Below are 18,157 nucleotides of genomic sequence, written 5' to 3'. Positions count from 1 at the left end.
CATCTCGCGGAGAGTGAGGGCGGGTCAGGAGGCGGCGAGCTCGCGGGCGCGCGCCAGCGCGGCGTCGGTCGCCCGCGCGAAGAGCGCGGCGAGGTCGGCCTCCTGCAGGACCGCGACGGCCCGCTCGGTGGTGCCCTTCGGGCTGGTGACCCGGCGGCGCAGCTCCGCGGGCTCCTCGCCGGAGTGGGCGAGCAGCTCGGCCGCGCCGCGGAAGGTGCCGACCACCATCGTCGACGCCTGCTCCGGAGTGAAGCCCTTCGCGACGGCGGCTGCGATCAGCTCCTCGATCAGCAGGAACACGTAGGCGGGCCCTGAGCCGGAGATCGTCGAGAGCGCGTCGAGCTGCGACTCCGGCACCTCGACCACCTCGCCGACCGTCTCGAACAGGCGCCGCACGAGCGCCAGGTCCTCGTCGCCGGACCGCGTGCCCGCGCTGAGTCCGGTGACGGCACGGCCCACGACCGCGGGAGTGTTCGGCATCGAGCGGAGCACGGCGACGGACGCCGGCAGGTGCCGCTCGAACGTGGCCGCGGTCACGCCGGCGGCGACGGAGACGACGACCGCGCCCGGGGCGAGCGCGTCGGCGATCTCGTCGAGCAGGTCCGGCACCATGTGCGGCTTGACGGCCACGAGCACGATCGCCGCGCCCTCGACCGCGCGCTGGTTGGCCTCGGGGTCGTCCGCGGTGGCGAAGGCGGTGACCACCGGGTGGCCGTCCCACGCGGCGGCCTTCGCGGAGTCGCGGTTGGTCACCCGCACGCCCCCCTCGACGCGCACGCCGGGAGCCAGCAGGCCCTGGAGGATCGCGCCCCCCATCGAGCCGAGGCCGAGGACGGCGATGGACGGGAGCAGGACGGGCGCATCGGTCACGCCGCTCATCCTACGAAGAGCCCGCGGCAAGGGGGTCCGGGGCCGGTCCGGCGCCTCGTAGGATGGCCCGACCATCCAGCGGCGAGCCCGAGGAGACCACGTGAGCGCATCCGGAGGCGGCACCGCGATCATCGCGGCGCTCGCGGCCAACCTCGGCATCGCCCTGACGAAGTTCGTCGCCTGGTTCTTCTCCGGATCCGCCTCCATGCTCGCCGAGGGCGTGCACTCGCTCGCCGACTCCGGCAACCAGCTGCTCCTGCTGCTCGGCGGCCGCAAGTCGCGGAAGGCAGCCGACGAGGAGCACCCGTTCGGCTACGGACGCGAGCGCTACGTCTACGCCTTCGTGGTGTCGATCATCCTGTTCTCGGTCGGCGGCGTCTTCTCGCTCTACGAGGGCATCGAGAAGATCGCCGAGCCGCACGAGCTCGAGAACGCCTGGCTGCCGATCCTGGTGCTCGTGATCTCGATCTGCCTCGAGGGCTACTCGCTGCGCACCGGAGTGAAGGAGTCGAACCGGGTCCGCGGCTCGCAGTCGTGGTTCCAGTTCATCCGCCGCGCGAAGGCGCCGGAGCTGCCGGTCGTGCTGCTCGAGGACGTCGCCGCGCTCACCGGCCTGACGTTCGCGCTGCTCGGAGTCGGGCTGACCGTGATCACCGGCGACTCGGTCTACGACGCGATCGGCACGATCATGATCGGCACGCTGCTGATCGTGGTGGCCGTCGTCCTGGGCGTCGAGACGAAAAGCCTGCTGGTCGGCGAGGGGGCGACTCCCGCCGACGCCGCCTCGATCCGCGCCGCGCTCGAGGACGGGCGCGACGTCGAGCGCGTCATCCACATGCGCACCCTCTACCTCGGACCGGACGAGATCCTCGTGGCCGCGAAGCTCGCCTTCCCGGCCGCCGAGACCCTCGAGCACGTGGCCGCCGGGATCGACGCGGCGGAGCAGCGGGTCCGCGAGGCCGTTCCCGCCGCCACCACGATCTACCTCGAGCCCGACGTCGACCGCGGACGCGCGGGATCGACGGCGGCCCGTCCGGCCGTGACGGAGGCGGGAGAGACGAACGCTGCGACCGCTCCGCCCGCCGCCGCTCCGCCCGCCTCCTCCGCGCCGGCCGCGCCGCACGGGAGCGCCTGAGATGCGCCGGGCCCTGGCGATCGTCAACGAGCGCGGTGCCGGGCTCGGCGCGCTCGAGCCGATGCTGACCGAGCAGGGGTTCGCCGTCGACGCCGTCGCGGGGACGGACCTCGACGCGATCGACATCCTCGCCCCCGACCTCGTCGTCACGCTCGGCTCCAGCGCCGGCGTCTACGAGACCTCGCGGCACCCCTTCATCAGCCCCGAGATCGCGCTCCTGCAGGACCGGATGCACCACCGCCGTCCGACGCTCGGCGTCTGCTTCGGCGCGCAGCTGATCGCGGCCGCTCTGCGCGAGTCCGTCCATCCCGGATCGGCGCGCGAGGTCGGCTTCCGCCCGGTCGCGCTCTCCGAGGAGGGCGCCCGGTCCCCGCTCCGGCACCTCGCCGGCGTCGACGTGATGCAGTGGCACGGCGACACCTTCGCACTGCCGAGCGGAGCGGTGCTGCTGGCGTCGTCGCCGGCGGGCGAGGTGCAGGCGTTCGCGGTGGACGACTGGCTCCTCGGCGTGCAGTTCCACCCCGAGCTGACCGGCCCGATGGCCGCGCAGTGGCTCGAGGGCGACGGGGAGTGGGCGGGAGCGGCGGGGTACGACGCCGCCGTGCTCGCCGACGACGTCGCGGCGGAGCGCTTCGAGCGGATGCACGCGGCGACGCGGCTCGCGCTGACGGAGTGGCTGGGCGCTCCGAGCTGAGGTTGTCGCCGTCAGCGGCGGTCGGCGTCAGAGCCGGTCGGAGTCGAAGCCGGTCGCCGTCAGAGGACGTCGGCGTCAGCGGCGGTCGGCGAAGAAGTCGAGCAGGAGCCGCGAGCTCTCCGCGGCGCGGACCCCGGGGTACACCTCGACGACGTGGTTGTGCCGGCGGTCGCGGAGGAGGTCGTGCACGGATCCGGAGGCGCCCGCCTTCTCGTCCCACGCGCCGAAGACGACGCGGTCGATCCGCGCCGCCAGGATCGCCCCGGCGCAGAGCACGCACGGCTCGAGCGTGACCACCAGCGTGCAGCCCTCGAGATGCCAGTCGCCGCGGGCCTCGGCCGCCGCGCGGATCGCCACCACCTCGGCGTGCGCCGTCGGATCCCGGCGCAGCTCGCGCTCGTTGCGCCCGAGCCCGAGGACCGCGCCCTCGGAGTCGAGGACCACCGCTCCCACGGGCACGTCGCCCCAGCTCGCGGCCCGACGCGCCTCGTCCAGCGCCAGGCCCATCCACTCCTCCGAGCGGCGAGGGACGCGGAGATCGCTGTCGAGCATCGCTCCCCCTCCTGCCGCGGCCCGCTGCGGCCGGTGGGGCGCCGCTGCGGCCAGTAGATTGAGCTTATGCGCGTCCACGTAGCCGACCACCCGCTGATCACCCACAAGCTCACCGTGCTGCGTGACAAGCGCACCCCCTCCCCCACCTTCCGGCAGCTCGCCGAGGAGCTGATGACGCTCCTCGCCTACGAGGCGACACGCGGCGTCCGCACCCGCACCGTCACCATCGAGACCCCCGTGACGCAGACCACCGGCCTCGCGCTCAGCGACCCGCAGCCGCTGGTCGTCCCGATCCTCCGGGCCGGCCTCGGGATGCTCGAGGGCATGGTCAAGCTCATCCCGACCGCTGAGGTCGGCTTCCTGGGCATGGCGCGGAACGAGGAGACGCTCGAGCCGACCACGTACGCGGAGCGCCTCCCCGACGACCTGTCGAACCGCCAGTGCTTCGTCCTCGACCCGATGCTCGCGACCGGCGGCTCGCTCGTCGCGGCCATCCAGTTCCTCTTCGACCGGGGAGCGGTCGACGTCACGGCCGTCTGCCTGCTCGCCGCCCCCGAGGGCCTGGCCGCCGTCGAGAAGGCCTTCGGAGACCGCGACGTGACCATCGTCCTCGGCTCCCTCGACGAGAAGCTCAACGAGCTCGGCTACATCGTCCCCGGCCTCGGCGACGCGGGCGACCGCCTCTACGGCCTCGCGGGCTGAGCCGCCCGGCCCCCGGATGAACGGACCTCGCGTCGTGCCCGCGGACAGGGCGCCCCGCTGAGCCGCGCCGATCGAGCAGCCCGCACAGCGGGCGTATCGAGATCCCCCCGTCAGGGCCCGCACCTCCTCCCGAGATCCGAAACCACCCCGACGCGCCGTCCATCCCCACGGAAGTGTTGACGCACCGCACCGGCCTCCGCTTTACTGACGGACATGACTGACACCCTGCACGCCCTGACCTCCCTCGAGGCCATCGGGAATGCCGGCATGATGATGGCCGGTGGCCCCGTCATGTGCTGTCGAATGTGTGCATGAGGAACTGACCTCGCCGGATCCCCGCACCGCCTCCGCCCACTGATCGTCTCGATCGGCTGAGCGTCCGAGGCGCGGACGATCCCCTGGATGCCCCGCATCCGTCTCTGCCGCCACCGCGCACCGCGGGCCGGCTCGATCGCGCACACCCGGATCCGCTCCCTCGGACACTCGTCCCGGATCCGACCAGCCAAGGACTCGTCATGACCCTCCTCCACTCCCGCACCGTTCCCGCCGCCGCCACTGAGGCGCCCCGCCTCCAGCCGGTCGCCGACGCCGCGCCCGCAGCGCCCCGCCTCCGCGCCGTCCCGCAGGGCACCGAGGCCCGCGGCTTCGCCCTCTACGTCGGCATCGACGAGGCCAAGGCCCGCGCCGCCGGAGTCGACCTCGGCCGCCTGGTCGAGGAGCTCAAGCGCGTCACGGCGCAGCTCGCCCCCGACGCCGAGACGTACGCCTCCGTCGCCCTCGCCCCGCAGGGCGCCGGCGGCCGCGACGTCGACGTGGTCCGCCTCGCACTGCAGGACCCGGCCGCGGTCGCCAAGCGCCGCTCCGACGCCGAGCCCGACCTCGACCGCGCACCCGGCGGCGTCGTCATCGACATCTCCCGCAAGCGCGTCATCCTCGACGACGAGACCACCCCCCTCACCTACAAGGAGTTCGAGCTCCTCCAGTACCTCGTGCTCCGCGAGGGCCGCACCATCGAGCGCGCCGAGCTCATCGCCTCGCTCTGGGGCGCCGCCGACGACGACGCGCCGAACGAGCGCACCATCGACGTCCACGTCCGCCGCCTCCGCGCCAAGCTCGGCCGCTACGAGGAGATCGTGCGCACCGTCCGCGGAGTCGGCTACCGCTTCGACCGCCACGCCGACGTCGCCATCCGCTACGCGTCGACGCCGTCGCCCGATCTGTTCTGAGTCGGATCAGGAGAGGATCGCGAGCGCTCCTCTCGCCGCGGTCGGGTTCCACGAGCACCGCCTCCCCGGACCGTGGTCGCGCTGAGCGCTGAGCGCTGAGCGCTGAGCGCTGAGGAGAGGCTCGCCGAGCATCAGAACCCCGGCGAGGCCCCGTGCAGATCCTCGACGGACGCGTGCTCCCGTCCGGGGCGACCTGTCGTGGAACGGCTCGGTCTGGGACCTCGTGATCGTCCCCGAGGGCGTGCACTCTCTGCTCGCGGTCGAGGACTCGGTGATCCTTCCGACCGTCGTGGAGACGGACCGGCCCGCGCGCGGTCGCGGACACGGAGAACGGCGACGTCGAGGATCTCGAGCGTCGCCGTCGCTGCAGCGCCGAGCGGTCGCGGGCCTATTCCGTGGTGCGCAAGCTGGTCGGGTCGGGGCGGCGGGCCCTGAGCGCGCGCAGCGCCCGGCGGAGCCGGTAGACGGGCCAGCGGAAGAAGGAGCGGCCGGTGATCGACTCGACGTCGATGCGGACGAAGTTGTTCTTGTCGTCGTCGTGGAACGCCTCGAGCTGCTGGATTCCGGAGTTCTCGATGTCGATGTCGGAGTTCAGACGGTGCGCGTCGCCGTGGACGACGACGCTCCAGAAGCGCCGGCCCCGGTGCCCGTCGAACTCGAACGCGACGCGCGGATGCTGGGTGATGTCCATCATCTTGGCGCCCGGGCCGCTGCGGAAGAAGATCGCGCCGTCATGCACCAGGAAATTGACCGGCACGATCGCGGCACTGGGGCCGCGGGTGGAGGGGCGGTGGTCGATGACCGCGAGACGCCCGACGTCGGTCGTCCGCGCCAGCCGCCAGCACTCCTCGGAGGTGATCTCGCGGAGGGTCGTGTTGGAGTCGGTGGTCATGAGGTCCTTCCGGGCCGGGCGGGTCGGGGTCGTGCGGGTCGGCGTCACTCGGAGACGGCGGGATCGGGGACGACGATGACGGGCCGGGAGGCGCCGCGGAGAGTGTCGTGCGCGACGGAGCCGAGGAGCAGGCGCTGGAGGCCGTGCCGGGAGGTGGCGCCGACGACGATCTCGAGGGCGTCCTTCCCGAGGCGAGTGAGGACGGTCGCGGGGTCGCCGGTCTCGGAGGCGCACCTCACGTCGAGGTCCGGGAACCGCTCCCGCACGACGGCGACCTCGAGGGTGAGCAGGTCGAGGCTGGCGAAGCGGAGCAGGTCGTAGAAGCCCTGATCGGGGACGAAGCCGGCGACCCAGGCCTGCAGCGGTGTCCACACGTGGACGATGGTCAGCTGCTCGTCGAGATCGGCCGCGTCTCTCGCGGCGAACAGGACGGCCGCTCGGGCGGCGGGTGAACCGTCGATGCCGACGAGGACGCCTCCGTGGTGCCCGGATTGCGGGGTCGGGATGACCGCGACCGGGGCTGTTGAGAGCGCGGCGAGATCCACGGCCGGCGAGTGCCGGGCGCTGGGCTCTGCTCCGTCCCGGTCGTCGTGGGTTCCGACGACGATCATCCGGGCGCCGCGGGCGTCCTGGGTGAGCGCATCGACAGGGCGACCCCGGCGAAGCGCGGTGGTGACCGCGATGTCGGGGGCTTTGGACGCGGACCCGAAGGCGTCGCGGGCGAGGACGACCTCGCCGTGGGCGGCCTGGAGGCTCGCCGCGCCGGGATGCCCGGCGGCGGCGTCCGTGTCGGAGACGAAGACGGCCAGGACCGGGGTGCCGGAGAGCCGCGCTCGGCGCAGAGCCCAGTCGAGGGCGGCGCGGCTGTGGGAGGAGTCGGAGAGGCCGACGACGATGGGCGCGTTCATGACGCTCGATTCCGCCCCGGTGCCGCGCGGTGCGGCGGTGAGGTCCTCCGTCGAGCCTCCACCGGCGAGCGGCGGGGAGGTAGAGGCGAACGTCCCGACCGGCCGCGGTCGCCGGCCAGGGACCTTCGGCCCTGGGCCCGCTGGTGGGCGGTGCCTAGCGTCGGTGTCAGGAGCGCATCCGCAGCGGGACGGTGAGCAGCCGGCCCGAGCGCCGTGCCGCCGAGCGCGCCGCCTGATGCTCCCCGAGCGTCACGCACCCGCAGAACGGCCTCGTCGCCTCCTCCTCCTGAGCCCGGCCCGTTTCTCGGCTCTTCATCCCACGACCCGAATCGAGACGCTCATGAGAGCCGCACGCTTCCACGGCCCGCACGACATCCGCATCGACGACGTCCCCGAGCCGAAGCTCCGCCCAGGAGCCGTCGCAATCGACGTCGCGTGGTGCGGCATCTGCGGCACCGACCTGCACGAGTACCTCGAGGGGCCGATCTTCATCCCGCCCGCCGGGCACCCGCACCCGCTGACGCACGAGCAGGTGCCGGTCACGATGGGGCACGAGTTCAGCGGCACCGTCACCGCCCTGGGCGACGGAGTGACCGACCTCGAGATCGGCGCGAACGTCGTCGTGGAGCCGTACTCCGTCTGCGGGCACTGCGCACCGTGCCTCGCGGGGCACTACAACCTCTGCACCAGCATGGGCTTCATCGGGCTCGCGGGAGGCGGCGGCGGGCTCAGCGAGAAGGTCGTCGTCGACCGGCGCTGGGTGCATTCGATCGGCGACATCCCGCTCGACCAGGCGGCGCTGATCGAACCGCTCGCCGTCGGCCATCACGCCTTCACCCGCAGCGGCGCCCAGCGCGGAGACACCGCGCTCATCGGAGGAGCGGGGCCCATCGGGCTCCTCCTCGCCGCGGTCCTCACCGCCGAGGGCGTCCGCGTGATCATCTCCGAGCCCGGCGCCGCCCGGCAGGCGATGGCGCGCGAGACCGGAGTCGCCGACGTCGTCATCGATCCGATGACCGAGGACCTCCTCGCCCGCGTGCACGAGCTGACCGACGGGCACGGCGTGGACGTCGCCTTCGAGTGCACGAGCGTCAACGCCGTCCTCGACCAGCTCATCGACGCCGTGAAGCCTGCGGGCGTGATCGTCAACGTCTCGATCTGGGGCACCCGGGCGAGCATCGACATGCAGAAGCTGGTGCTCAAGGAGATCGACCTCCGCGGCACCATCGCCTACGTCGACGACCACCCCGCGACGATCGCGCTCGTCCAGTCGGGGAAGGTCGACCTCGAGCCCTTCATCACCGCGCGCATCCCGCTGGACCGCCTGATCGACGGCGGCTTCGACACCCTCATCGACCACAAGGAGACCGCCGTGAAGATCCTGGTGCGGCCGCAGACCGGCGATGCCTCGTGATCGCCGCCACCCGACTCCGCACGCCGAGCCCGCTGACCCCTTCGAGGAGACCATCATGACCACCGCACCAGTCACCCCCGCCGCCTTCTCCGTCGACCTGCTCGGGACGGTGCTCGTCCTCGACGACCCCGACGCGCCCGCGGCGGATCCCGGTGGTCTCCGAGCCTGAACCGGTCCCGTCCGAGACGGGACGTTCGGCCCTACGGCGGGCTGGACGAGCCCCGTAGCGTCGACGGCAGGAGCGGCGGCAGGATCGCAGACACGCGATCGTGAGCCGCCTCCGTGATGCCCGGTGACGGGCGGACAAGGAGCCGTCATGGCTGCCACGACCACCACCGACCCCATCGTCTCGAGCACCGGCACCGACGGCGAGCTCGGCACCACGACCATCGACCAGGACGTCGTCGCGACCGTCGCCGGCCTCGCCGCCTCCGAGGTCACCGGAGTGCACGAGCTCGGCGGCGCCGCGACACGTGCCTTCGGAGTCGTCCGAGGCGCCCTGAACAACGTCAACCACCACCAGGGCGTCAGCGTCACCGTGACCGAGCAGACGGTGAGCGTCGACGTGACGTTCATCGCCGAGTACCCGATGAGCCTGCAGAAGGTCGCCTCCGACGTCCGCTCCGCGATCATCCTCGCCGTCGAGACCATCGTCGGCCTCGAAGTCACCGCGGTGAACGTGCGCGTCAACGACATCGTCCTCCCCACCGACAAGGCCGCCGAGTCCGAGCCCACCGCCTGACCTCAGCCGGACGGCGCCACCACTGCGCTCTCCCTGCCCCCTACTGCGGGGCGGGAGGGCGCAGCTCTGTCTGCAGGACAGCCGCCTGAGTGCGCCGCTCGAGGCCGAGCTTGCTGAGGACGCTGGAGACGTAGTTCTTGATGGTCTTCTCGGCGAGGGACAGCTCGACTCCGATCTGCCTGTTCGTCATGCCATCGGCGATCAGCGCGAGGATCTGCCGCTCGCGCCCGCTGAGGCCCGCGAGGCGCGGGTCGACCGCGTGCTCACCGCGCAGGCGTGCCGTGACGGCGGCGACGATCGCCGGTTCGAGGAGGATGTCGCCCGCCGCGGCCGACCGGACGGCGTCGATGAGGCCCTTGCCGCGGATGTCCTTGAGCACGTAGCCGGACGCGCCCGCGATGACCGCGGCGTAGAGCGCCTTGTCGTCGTCGTAGGCGGTGAGGATCAGGCAGCGGATGCGCGGGTCCCGGGAGCGCACGTCTCGGCACACGTCGATCCCGCTGCCGTCGGGCAGCCGGACGTCGAGGACGGCGACGTCCGGCTGCAGCGCGAGGATCTCCCGGAGCCCGGAGGCGGCGGTGCCGGTCTGGCCGACGATCTCGAGGTCGGGCTCGGAGCCGAGGAGCTCCGCGAGGCCGCGCCGGACGATCTCGTGGTCGTCGAGGAGGAACACGCGAGTCATGGGATCTCCGGGGACGTCGTGGAGGGGAAGGGGACGCTCCAGCGCACCCGGGTGTCGCCGGGGCGGCTCGTGACGGTGAACGTCCCTCCGCGCACCTCGGCGCGGTGCTGCAGGTTCGCGAGGCCGCTGCGGCGGCCGTCGTCGGTGAAGCCGCAGCCGTCGTCGCTGATCTCGAGCACGATCACGCCGTCGGCCGCCGTCAGGTGCAGCGTGACGATGTTCGCGTCCGCGTGCCGAGCGATGTTGGTGAGCCCCTCGCGGGCCACGGCGAGGACGTCGGCAGCGAGGTCGTCGACGACGAGCAGGTCGACGGCGCCGGCGAAGCTGATGTTCGGGATGCGGACGAGGACGGAGGCGAGCTCGTTGGCGAGGTCGAGGATCCGGTGCCGGACCGTTCCGGTGTCGTCGCTGGTCGCGTTCAGGGCGAAGACGACCGTGCGGATGTGGGAGATGCTCTCGTCCAGGCTCTCGACCGCGCGCTCGATCCTCGTCACGGCCCGTCCCGGCGGCAGTGCCCCGGCCGCCTGGTGCAGGTCGAGGCCGGTGGCGAACAGCTCCTGGATGATGTGGTCGTGCAGGTCGCGCGCGATGCGACCGCGGTCCTCGAGCAGCGCCATCCGCTGCTGATCCGCTCGCGCGGCCGAGAGCTCCATCGCGACGCTGACGTAGGCGGCGAAGTCGGACACCATGTCGACGTCCGCGGCCGTGAAGACGGGACGTCCCGGGCGGCGCGTCACGACGAGCACGCCGAGCGAGCGGGAGGCGGCGAGCAGGGGGACTGCGAGGACCGGACCTCCGGAGGTGGGTGTGCCTCCACTCGTGGACGCCGGGATCCGATCGAGGACCCGCGGCTGACCCCCCGAGAGGACGCTGCCCGAGATCGAGTCGCGAGCCGGGATCGTCCGGCCTTCGAACGCCTCGGCTCCCACTCCGCGGGCGACGCCGATGCGCAGCTGCTCGGGGTCGCCGGTCGGGAAGACGATGCCCACGAGATCGGCGTCCGCGAGATCGAGGATGCGCGTGGCGACGAGGCCGATGACGTCGTCGCCGTCGGTGGCGAGGATCGCCGAGGTCGTCTCGGCGGCCGCCTGCGCCCACCTCTGCCGGAGTCGGGTCTCGGTGTAGAGGCGGGCGTTGTCGATCGCCACGCCCGCGGTCGCCGCGAGCGCGACCACGAGGTGCTCGTCGTTCGAGGAGAAGGAGCCCGAGCGGGAGTCCGTGAGGTAGAGATTGCCGAACACCCGGTCGCGCACCCGGATGGGGACTCCGAGGAAGGAGTGCATCGGCGGGTGGCCGCTCGGGAAGCCGTGCGCGCGGGCGTCGAGGGCGAGATCGTCGACTCGGGCGGGGCGGGGCTCGCTGATGAGAGCGCCCAGGAGACCGAGGCCCTCCGGGAGGTGCCCGATCGCGTCGATCCGCGCCGAGTCCATGCCGACGTGGATGAACTCGGCGAGCGCCCCGTCACCGCCGAGGACTCCGACGGCGCCGTACTCGGCGTCGACGAGCTCGACGGCCGCCTCCACGATCCGGCGCAGCACCGCCGGCAGGTCGAGATCCTCGACGACCGCCTGGTTGGCGTGCAGGAGAGCCCGGAGCTGACCGGAGACCCCGTCCTCACGGGGATCGCCGTCGCGACCGGTCGAGGGCGCGGGGTCGAGCTGGGGCATGAGGACTCCGCTCCGTCGTCGGTCGGCCGACCGCCCCCTACCCTCCTCCTTCGGGAGGCGCCCGCGATACCCGCGGTCGCACTCTCCCAGCAGCGCGTCCCGCGCATCCCGCCCCTCGGGGACGTTCGGCCCTGGGGCTCGGCCCGCGCCCCGGTCAGGCTGGGAGGCGGAGGTGATGAGATGCCGGAACGGGTCCTCGTCGGTGTCGACGGTTCGAGTCCGAGCGACGCGGCCGTGGAGTGGGCGGTCGAGCGCGCGATGCGACTCGGCCTCGACCTGGTCCTGCTGCAGGCCTCCGACTCCCCCGTCGCCGCTCCGCGCGAGCCGGGTGCCACGGAACGGTCGCTCCTCGACGGGCTCGTCGTCGAGCTCCGTTCCCGCCCCGGTGTCGGGGCGGTGACCGGTCTGTCCGTCCGGGGCGAGGCGATGGAGCAGCTCCTCGCCGCCTCCGCCGGCGCCGGCATCGTCGTCGTGGGCAGCCACAAGACGGGGTTCCTCCGCGGGCGGGTGTTCGGATCGAGGAGCCTCCGGCTGGTGGCCGGCGCCACCTGCCCGATCGCGATCGTCCCCGAGCCCTCGGGCCGGGTCCGGCGCGGTGTCGCCGTCGGCGTGAGCGACTCCCCGTCGAGCGACGGGGCGGTGCGCTTCGCGGCGAGGGAGGCGGCGGCACTCGGTGAGGAGCTGCTCCTGATCCACGGTGATCCGAGCGCAGCGGCCGCCGATCCCCCTGTCGACGCGGCGTCCCGTTCCGCACTCCTGCTCGTGGCCGCCCGCGATCTCGCACTGACCATCGCGCCCGCTCTGACGGTCCGCCTCCGCCCGGTGCCGCGCCTCGCGGCGGTGGCGCTCGCGGACGCCGCCCCCGCGACCGTCCTCCTGGTCCTCGCGGCCTCGAGCGGCCGGGGGTCCCCCGGGGCGCTGGGGCGGACGACCCACGACGTGCTGATGAACCTCGCCGGGCCGACGGTCGTCGTTCCCGCCTGACCGGAGCGGAGGACGCCGGGGACGAGGCCGCGGCGGAGACGGCGAAGGGTCCGGCGAGGTGCGCCGGGCCCTTCGCCGTGCGCTGCCGAGCGGCTACTGCAGCGTCGCCGCTCGCGCCGCCGCGTCGTGCTCGTGAGAGCGCGTCTCGGCACGGCGGTAGGTCGCGCCCTGCGGGCCGCTCCCGGTCCAGCTCCACTGGGCGACGACCGGGATGTCCTCCCCGTGCTCGCGTGTCCAGGCGCGGGCCTCGAGGCGCGCGTCCTGCATCCGCTGCCGGAACGCCGCCTCGCGTGCGGCGAGACCGGGGACGCGGTCGAGGACGTCGAGGACGAGCCGGTAGCGGTCGAGATCGTTGAGCATGACCATGTCGAACGGCGTGGTCGTGGTCCCCTCCTCGATGAAGCCGCGAACGTGGAGGTTCGCGTGCCCGTGCCGGCGGTAGGCGAGCCGGTGGATCAGCCAGGGATAGCCGTGGTAGGCGAAGACCACGGGCTTGTCGACGGTGAAGAGAGCGTCGTAGTCGGCGTCGCTCAGCCCGTGCGGATGCTCGCCCTCGCTCTGCAGGCGCATCAGGTCGACGACGTTCACGACCCGCACCTTCAGAGTCGGGACCTCGGCGCGCAGCAGGGCCGCAGCGGCGAGGACCTCGAGCGTCGGGACATCGCCGGCGCAGGCCAGGACCACGTCCGGCTCCTCCCCCGCGACCTCGGACCCCGCCCAGTCGAAGACACCCAGGCCGCGCGTGCAGTGCTCGATCGCCTGCGGCATCGACAGCCAGTCCGCCTCCTGCTGCTTGCCGGCGACGACGACGTTGATGCAGTCGACCGAGCGGAGGCAGTGGTCGTACGTCGAGAGCAGGGTGTTCGCGTCGAAGGGCAGATAGACCCGGACGATGCCGGCCTTCTTGTTCATCACGTGGTCGATGAAGCCGGGGTCCTGGTGCGAGGTGCCGTTGTGATCCTGGCGCCAGACGTGCGAGCTGAGCAGGTAGTTCAGCGAGGACACGGGCCGGCGCCACGCGATCGCCCGGGAGGACTTCAACCACTTCGCGTGCTGGTTGACCATCGAGTCGACGATGTGGACGAACGCCTCGTAGGAGTTGATCAGCCCGTGCCGGCCGGTGAGGAGGTAGCCCTCGAGCCAGCCCTGGCACTGGTGCTCGCTCAGCATCTCGACGACCCGGCCCGAGCGGGCGAGGTGGTTGTCGAAGTCGGCGACGCGCACCTGGGCGTCCCACTGCTTGTCGGTGACCTCGAAGACGGCCTGCAGCCGGTTCGACGCCGTCTCGTCGGGCCCGAAGATGCGGAAGTCGTGCGGGTTGGCGACGATGACGTCGCGCAGCCACGTGCCGAGGACGGTCGTCGCCGAGCTGGTCGTCGCTCCGGGTGAGGGCACGTCGACGGCGTAGTCGCGGAAATCCGGGAGTCGGAGCGGCCGACGCAGCAGGCCGCCGTTCGCGACGGGGTTCGCGCTCATCCGGCGGTCACCGACCGGCGCGAGGGCGGTGACGAGCGGCACGGGGACGCCGGACTCGTCGAAGAGCTCTTCGGGCCGGTAGGAGCGCATCCACTGCTCGAGGACGGAGATGTGCTCGGGCCGCTCGCGCACGTTCGCCAGCGGCACCTGGTGCGAGCGCCAGCTGTTCTCAGCCGGTAGGCCGTCGATGACGGCGGGACAGGTCCAGCCCTTCGGAGTGCGGAGGATGATCATCGGCCAGGCGGGCCGTCCGTCGAGTCGCCCTGACAGCGCGTCGGCCTTGATCTCGGCGATCTGGTTCAGCGCCAGGTCCATCGCGGTGGCGAGACGGCGGTGCACGTCGCGGGGGTCCTCTCCGTCGAAGCCTCCGGAGACGAGGTAGGGGGTGTGTCCGTAGCCACGCATGAGCTGCTCGAGCTCGCGCTCGGGGATGCGGGCGAGGACGGTCGGGTTGGCGATCTTGTACCCGTTGAGGTGCAGGATCGGCAGGACGACCCCGTCGTGCAGCGGGTCGACGAACTTGTTGCCGTGCCAGCTCGTCGCCAGCGGCCCGGTCTCGGCCTCCCCGTCGCCGACGACCGCCGCGACCAGCAGGTCGGGGTTGTCGAACACGGCGCCGTAGGCGTGCGAGAGCGAGTAGCCGAGCTCGCCGCCCTCGTGGATCGACCCGGGGGTCTCGGGAGCGACGTGGCTGGGGATCCCGCCGGGGAACGAGAACTGACGGAACAGCTTCCGCATCCCGTCGGTACTGCGGTCGATGTCGTCGTAGACCTCGCTGTACGTGCCGTCGAGGTAGGTGTTCGCGACCATCCCCGGACCGCCGTGCCCGGGGCCGGTGACGAAGATCGCGTTCAGGTCGCGCTCGCGGATCACCCGGTTGAGGTGCGCGTAGACGAAGTTCAGCCCCGGAGTCGTCCCCCAGTGCCCCAGGAGGCGCGGCTTGATGTGCCGCGCTTCGAGCGGTTCGCGCAGGAGAGGGTTGTCGAGGAGATAGATCTGCCCGATCGAGAGGTAGTTCGCGGCCCGCCACCAGGCGTCGAGCTCGTCGAGGGAGCGCTCGTCGAGGGGCTGCGGTGTCCGGGACGGCCATCGGGCCGGCGGGGCGGTCTCGAGGAGATCGAGGATGCTCATGCGGAGACCGCCTCGGGCTGGTCGAGGGCGGCGTCCTCGTGAGGCTGCGCATCGGGGTGGCCGACGACGATGAGGGGGACGTCGAGGTTGAGGATCAGGTCGTGACTGACCGAGCCGAGCACCAGGCGGCGCCAGCCCGAGAGCCCGCGGGTGCCGATCACGATCGTCGCCGCCGGGGGCGAGAGGTGGGCGAGGGCGTGGGCCGGGTCGCCGCTGACCAGGTGCGTCTCGATGCGCACGTCGAACCCGCTCGTCAGCGCGGTCTGCTCCGCAGCGTGCAGGATCGCGTGGTGGTCGGCCTCGAGCGAGCGGAGGAACTCGCCGTCGAGGAGGAAGGTGCTGTCGTAGAGGGTCGGCTCGGTCCACGCGTGCACCAGGTGCAGGGTCTGGTCGCGTCGGGCCGCTTCGGCAGCGGCGACGACGATCGCGGCGTTCGACGCCGCCGACCCGTCGACTCCGACCGCTACTCCCGTCGACGTCGCGTCGAACGTTCGCGGGATGATCGCGACCGGCCCGCGGGCCAGCGCCGGGAGGTGGGCGCCGACGGAGAGCCCGAAGCGCAGCCGCGGACCTTCGCGGTCCTCCGTGCCCACGACCAGGAGGGTGTCGGGGCTGGTCAGGCCGGCGAGGGTGTGCAGCACGAACCCGCGGACGACACGGCCCTCGAGGGTCACGGCGGGTGCGAGGGAGGTGACCTGCCCGAGCATCCGGGAGAGCTCACGATCATCCAGCGCGACCTGCTCGGCGGCGGCGATCGAGTCGGGGATGATCGCGGACTCGTCCGCGATCATGACCACGTCGAGGCGCCCGGACGTCTCGCGGAGGAGAGCCCACTCGACAGCGGACCGGGACGGGAGGTCGCCGCCCCACGCGACGACGGTCCGGGTGGGCGCCTGCTGCGGGGCGGGGGCCGCGAGGACCGGCCTCGGCTTCGGCTTCGGCTTCGGCTCGCGGGCGGGGTGGCGCCGGCCGATGATCACCGTGGGGACGGCGAGGTTCACGAGGACGTCGTGGCCGACGGAGCCGATCAGCATCCGCTCGAGACCGGAGACGCCCCCGTCACCGACCACGAGAAGCGCGCGACCGGGTGCGGCGTCGATGAGGAATCGGGCAGCGACTCCGTCGACCTCGCAGCTCTCGACGGCGAGGGAGGGATGCAGGCGGTGGGCCTCGGCGACGGCGTCGGCGAGGAGCTCGGCGTGCTGGGTCGCGATCTCCTCGAGGAGGACGCCCGGCGGGACGCGGTCGTTCCAGAGGTAGGGAGTGCGCCAGGCGTGCAGGATGTGCAGCGTCTGCTGAGTGCGGGCGGCCCAGGATGCGGCGAACTCGAGCGCTGCGCGGGCGTCGTCGGAGTCGTCGATCCCGACGAGCACGCCGGTCCCGTCACCGGCCGCGTCCTCGGTGATGATCGCGACGGGACCGGCGGCCTTCCGCACGAGTCGGGCACCGACGCTCCAGCCGCCCCGCAGCGGGAGGAGGGTGCGCCGGCGGTCGCCGACGACGAGCAGAGTGTTCGGCCCGGACAGGCTCGCGAGCTGCTCGACCGGGTGCCCGGTGAGCACGCGGGTGTGCACCACGGCACCGGGATCCGCCCGCTCCGCGTCGGCGGCCGCGGACTCGACCGAGACCGCACCGTCTGCCCGCGGATCCGCGCTGAGGTCGTCGCCGCTGAACCGGTCGAGACCGTCGACGACCTCCACGAGGAGGACCGACTCGGCCTTCTGCGCCAGTGCCCACTCGAGTGCGCGTCGCGCCGAAGCGGACCCGTCCCATCCGACGACGAGCTGTGCATTCATCAGGCATCCCTTGCTGGCAGCCGGATCCGGCTCCCTCCAGAGTCGCCCCCGCGGGGATCGGCGGACAGGGCCGAAGGTCCCCCCGGCACGCGACCGGCGGGTGGACGCTCCGGTCCCGAGGACTCCGGCCCTACGCAGGACCGACGGACCGCACGGAAGGCTCGACGTCCAGTCGGCGCAGGATCGCGCACATCTCATCGAGCAGCACCGCCTGGCCGCGGTTGATCTCCAGCAGCACTTCGATGTCCGCTCGTGCCGTGACGTCGGTGTCGAAGTCGTGCTGGGACAGTGCCGCCGCGATGCCGTCCTGCCGCTTCGCCGCGATCAGCAGGATCGCGCCCTGTAGCCCGGCCAGCATGCTCAGGAACAGGTTGAGCAGGATGAACGGATACGCGTCCCACCCGCTCGAGAAGGAGTTGATCACCGCCCAGACGAGCATGAAGGCGATGAAGCCGAAGACGAAGCGCCAGCTGCCCATCGAGTTGCGCAGCACATCCGCTGCGCGCTCGCCGAACGTCAGCGACCGGCTGTGCTGCTGATGCCAGGTGCCGTGGAGGGGCGTGCGGTGCGGGCTCGTCATCGGGCGAGCGTACGTCGCCGCCGCAGGATCGCGGAGCTTCCGGCGTCGAAGGACCAACGGCCCTGTTCCCCTGCACAGTGCTCGCGCAGTCTGGAGACGACGGCCCTCGCCGCCCCTCATCGGAAAGGCACCCCGTGCGCGCGCTCGTCGTCTACGAATCCCCGTTCGGGAACACTCACTGCATCGCCGAGGCGATCGGTCGCGGGCTGGCGGACACCGTCGAGGTCGACGTGGTCGGCGTCCATGCCGCTCCCGGTCTCGAGGGAGTCGATCTGCTCGTGGTCGGTGGACCCACGCAGGTGCACACCCTCTCGACCCCGCGCGCTCGCGCCGAGACTCCCGAGCGGGCGGCCGACGCACGCCGAGGCCTGCGACTCGACGACGACGCGGGCGGCATCGGCATCCGCGAGTGGCTCGACGCCCTGCCGCCCTTCACCGGGATGGCCGCGTCGTTCGACACCCGCACCGACATCCCCCGGATCCTCAGCGGGGCCGCCGCCGGTCACCTCGACCACCGCCTCGCCGGTCATGGCCTGCGCCCCGTCATCACTCCGATGAGCTTCCTCGTCGACACCCACAACGACCTCGAGCACACCGAACTCGACCGAGCCCGCGCCTGGGGCGCGCTCCTCGGCTGCACCGCACGAGCCACCGCCGCCGTCGACGCGCTCTCCGCCCACTGATCCGACGACCACGAAGGACACTC

At 72.4% G+C, this 18,157-nt stretch carries 17 protein-coding genes; 8 read left to right on the top strand and 9 right to left on the bottom strand.

The window, feature by feature from the left end; translation table 11 throughout:
• Positions 1-24: 24 nt before the first annotated feature.
• Positions 25-870, bottom strand: coding sequence for a pyrroline-5-carboxylate reductase (proC, locus tag GSU45_RS03655; RefSeq protein ID WP_279631107.1), 846 nt, complete (start codon positions 868-870; stop codon positions 25-27).
• A gap of 100 nt (positions 871-970) precedes the next feature.
• Between proC and GSU45_RS03650 the strand changes: the two genes are divergently transcribed.
• Complete coding sequence (locus GSU45_RS03650; protein ID WP_159912811.1) at positions 971-2,005, top strand: cation diffusion facilitator family transporter; 1,035 nt, start codon at positions 971-973, stop codon at positions 2,003-2,005.
• A 1-nt stretch (position 2,006) separates the two neighbouring features.
• Positions 2,007-2,699 (top strand): gamma-glutamyl-gamma-aminobutyrate hydrolase family protein, encoded by a 693-nt coding sequence (locus GSU45_RS03645; RefSeq protein ID WP_159912809.1) that lies wholly within the window; start codon positions 2,007-2,009, stop codon positions 2,697-2,699.
• A 75-nt stretch (positions 2,700-2,774) separates the two neighbouring features.
• Here the strand turns inward: GSU45_RS03645 and GSU45_RS03640 are convergent, their stop codons facing one another.
• Positions 2,775-3,251: a nucleoside deaminase gene (locus GSU45_RS03640; protein ID WP_208543487.1), complete on the bottom strand. Its 477-nt coding sequence runs from the start codon at positions 3,249-3,251 to the stop codon at positions 2,775-2,777.
• A gap of 66 nt (positions 3,252-3,317) precedes the next feature.
• Between GSU45_RS03640 and upp the strand changes: the two genes are divergently transcribed.
• The gene (gene upp / locus GSU45_RS03635) at positions 3,318-3,953 is read left to right on the top strand and encodes a uracil phosphoribosyltransferase (RefSeq protein ID WP_104224850.1); all 636 of its coding nucleotides are present in this window, start codon (positions 3,318-3,320) and stop codon (positions 3,951-3,953) included.
• 515 nt (positions 3,954-4,468) lie between these two features.
• Positions 4,469-5,179 (top strand): winged helix-turn-helix domain-containing protein, encoded by a 711-nt coding sequence (locus GSU45_RS03630; protein ID WP_159912807.1) that lies wholly within the window; start codon positions 4,469-4,471, stop codon positions 5,177-5,179.
• A gap of 388 nt (positions 5,180-5,567) precedes the next feature.
• Here the strand turns inward: GSU45_RS03630 and GSU45_RS03625 are convergent, their stop codons facing one another.
• A complete protein-coding gene (locus GSU45_RS03625; protein ID WP_159912805.1) occupies positions 5,568-6,071 on the bottom strand; it encodes a pyridoxamine 5'-phosphate oxidase family protein in 504 nt (167 codons plus the stop codon).
• 44 nt (positions 6,072-6,115) lie between these two features.
• Positions 6,116-6,979, bottom strand: coding sequence for a universal stress protein (locus GSU45_RS03620; RefSeq protein WP_159912803.1), 864 nt, complete (start codon positions 6,977-6,979; stop codon positions 6,116-6,118).
• Between the two features lie 340 nt (positions 6,980-7,319).
• Between GSU45_RS03620 and GSU45_RS03615 the strand changes: the two genes are divergently transcribed.
• A complete protein-coding gene (locus GSU45_RS03615; RefSeq protein ID WP_159912801.1) occupies positions 7,320-8,393 on the top strand; it encodes a 2,3-butanediol dehydrogenase in 1,074 nt (357 codons plus the stop codon).
• A 316-nt stretch (positions 8,394-8,709) separates the two neighbouring features.
• Positions 8,710-9,135, top strand: a complete 426-nt coding sequence (locus GSU45_RS03610; protein WP_159912799.1) for an Asp23/Gls24 family envelope stress response protein — start codon at positions 8,710-8,712, stop codon at positions 9,133-9,135.
• A gap of 40 nt (positions 9,136-9,175) precedes the next feature.
• Here GSU45_RS03610 and GSU45_RS03605 read toward each other — a convergent pair whose 3' ends face one another.
• Positions 9,176-9,817 carry a response regulator transcription factor gene (locus GSU45_RS03605; protein WP_159912797.1) on the bottom strand — a complete coding sequence of 214 codons (642 nt, stop codon included), beginning with the start codon at positions 9,815-9,817 and terminating at the stop codon, positions 9,176-9,178.
• Positions 9,814-11,484, bottom strand: a complete 1,671-nt coding sequence (locus tag GSU45_RS03600; protein WP_159912795.1) for a GAF domain-containing protein — start codon at positions 11,482-11,484, stop codon at positions 9,814-9,816. The genes GSU45_RS03605 and GSU45_RS03600 overlap by 4 nt, the downstream gene beginning before the upstream one ends.
• A gap of 180 nt (positions 11,485-11,664) precedes the next feature.
• Between GSU45_RS03600 and GSU45_RS03595 the strand changes: the two genes are divergently transcribed.
• Positions 11,665-12,468: a universal stress protein gene (locus GSU45_RS03595; RefSeq protein ID WP_159912793.1), complete on the top strand. Its 804-nt coding sequence runs from the start codon at positions 11,665-11,667 to the stop codon at positions 12,466-12,468.
• A 93-nt stretch (positions 12,469-12,561) separates the two neighbouring features.
• On the opposite strand, the gene GSU45_RS03590 is transcribed toward GSU45_RS03595, so the two are convergent.
• The 3 genes from GSU45_RS03590 to GSU45_RS03580 all read right to left on the bottom strand — a co-directional run bounded on the left by GSU45_RS03590 (position 12,562) and on the right by GSU45_RS03580 (position 17,451).
• A complete protein-coding gene (locus GSU45_RS03590; RefSeq protein WP_159912791.1) occupies positions 12,562-15,075 on the bottom strand; it encodes a phosphoketolase family protein in 2,514 nt (837 codons plus the stop codon).
• The gene (locus GSU45_RS03585; RefSeq protein ID WP_159912789.1) at positions 15,072-16,871 is read right to left on the bottom strand and encodes a universal stress protein; all 1,800 of its coding nucleotides are present in this window, start codon (positions 16,869-16,871) and stop codon (positions 15,072-15,074) included. The genes GSU45_RS03590 and GSU45_RS03585 overlap by 4 nt, the downstream gene beginning before the upstream one ends.
• Positions 16,872-17,001: 130 nt before the next feature.
• The gene (locus GSU45_RS03580) at positions 17,002-17,451 is read right to left on the bottom strand and encodes a DUF1003 domain-containing protein (RefSeq protein ID WP_244248202.1); all 450 of its coding nucleotides are present in this window, start codon (positions 17,449-17,451) and stop codon (positions 17,002-17,004) included.
• A 134-nt stretch (positions 17,452-17,585) separates the two neighbouring features.
• Here GSU45_RS03580 and GSU45_RS03575 point away from each other — a divergent pair, with 134 nt between their 5' ends.
• Complete coding sequence (locus tag GSU45_RS03575; RefSeq protein WP_159912787.1) at positions 17,586-18,134, top strand: flavodoxin; 549 nt, start codon at positions 17,586-17,588, stop codon at positions 18,132-18,134.
• Positions 18,135-18,157: the final 23 nt, after the last annotated feature.

Source organism: Rathayibacter sp. VKM Ac-2801, assembly GCF_009834245.1.
Classification (GTDB): domain Bacteria; phylum Actinomycetota; class Actinomycetes; order Actinomycetales; family Microbacteriaceae; genus Rathayibacter.
The sequence above is the reverse complement of the archived record's forward strand: the minus strand, read 5'-3'. Positions and strand labels throughout refer to the sequence as shown.

Coding starts and splice junctions, on each gene's coding strand:
- upp (WP_104224850.1), top strand. CDS start 3,318: ATGCGCGTCCACGTAGCCGACCACCCGCTGATCACCCACAAGCTCACC.
- GSU45_RS03600 (WP_159912795.1), bottom strand. CDS start 11,484: ATGCCCCAGCTCGACCCCGCGCCCTCGACCGGTCGCGACGGCGATCCC.
- GSU45_RS03630 (WP_159912807.1), top strand. CDS start 4,469: ATGACCCTCCTCCACTCCCGCACCGTTCCCGCCGCCGCCACTGAGGCG.
- GSU45_RS03610 (WP_159912799.1), top strand. CDS start 8,710: ATGGCTGCCACGACCACCACCGACCCCATCGTCTCGAGCACCGGCACC.
- GSU45_RS03625 (WP_159912805.1), bottom strand. CDS start 6,071: ATGACCACCGACTCCAACACGACCCTCCGCGAGATCACCTCCGAGGAG.
- GSU45_RS03615 (WP_159912801.1), top strand. CDS start 7,320: ATGAGAGCCGCACGCTTCCACGGCCCGCACGACATCCGCATCGACGAC.
- GSU45_RS03645 (WP_159912809.1), top strand. CDS start 2,007: ATGCGCCGGGCCCTGGCGATCGTCAACGAGCGCGGTGCCGGGCTCGGC.
- GSU45_RS03580 (WP_244248202.1), bottom strand. CDS start 17,451: ATGACGAGCCCGCACCGCACGCCCCTCCACGGCACCTGGCATCAGCAG.
- GSU45_RS03605 (WP_159912797.1), bottom strand. CDS start 9,817: ATGACTCGCGTGTTCCTCCTCGACGACCACGAGATCGTCCGGCGCGGC.
- GSU45_RS03590 (WP_159912791.1), bottom strand. CDS start 15,075: ATGAGCATCCTCGATCTCCTCGAGACCGCCCCGCCGGCCCGATGGCCG.
- GSU45_RS03595 (WP_159912793.1), top strand. CDS start 11,665: ATGCCGGAACGGGTCCTCGTCGGTGTCGACGGTTCGAGTCCGAGCGAC.
- GSU45_RS03620 (WP_159912803.1), bottom strand. CDS start 6,979: ATGAACGCGCCCATCGTCGTCGGCCTCTCCGACTCCTCCCACAGCCGC.
- GSU45_RS03640 (WP_208543487.1), bottom strand. CDS start 3,251: ATGCTCGACAGCGATCTCCGCGTCCCTCGCCGCTCGGAGGAGTGGATG.
- GSU45_RS03585 (WP_159912789.1), bottom strand. CDS start 16,871: ATGAATGCACAGCTCGTCGTCGGATGGGACGGGTCCGCTTCGGCGCGA.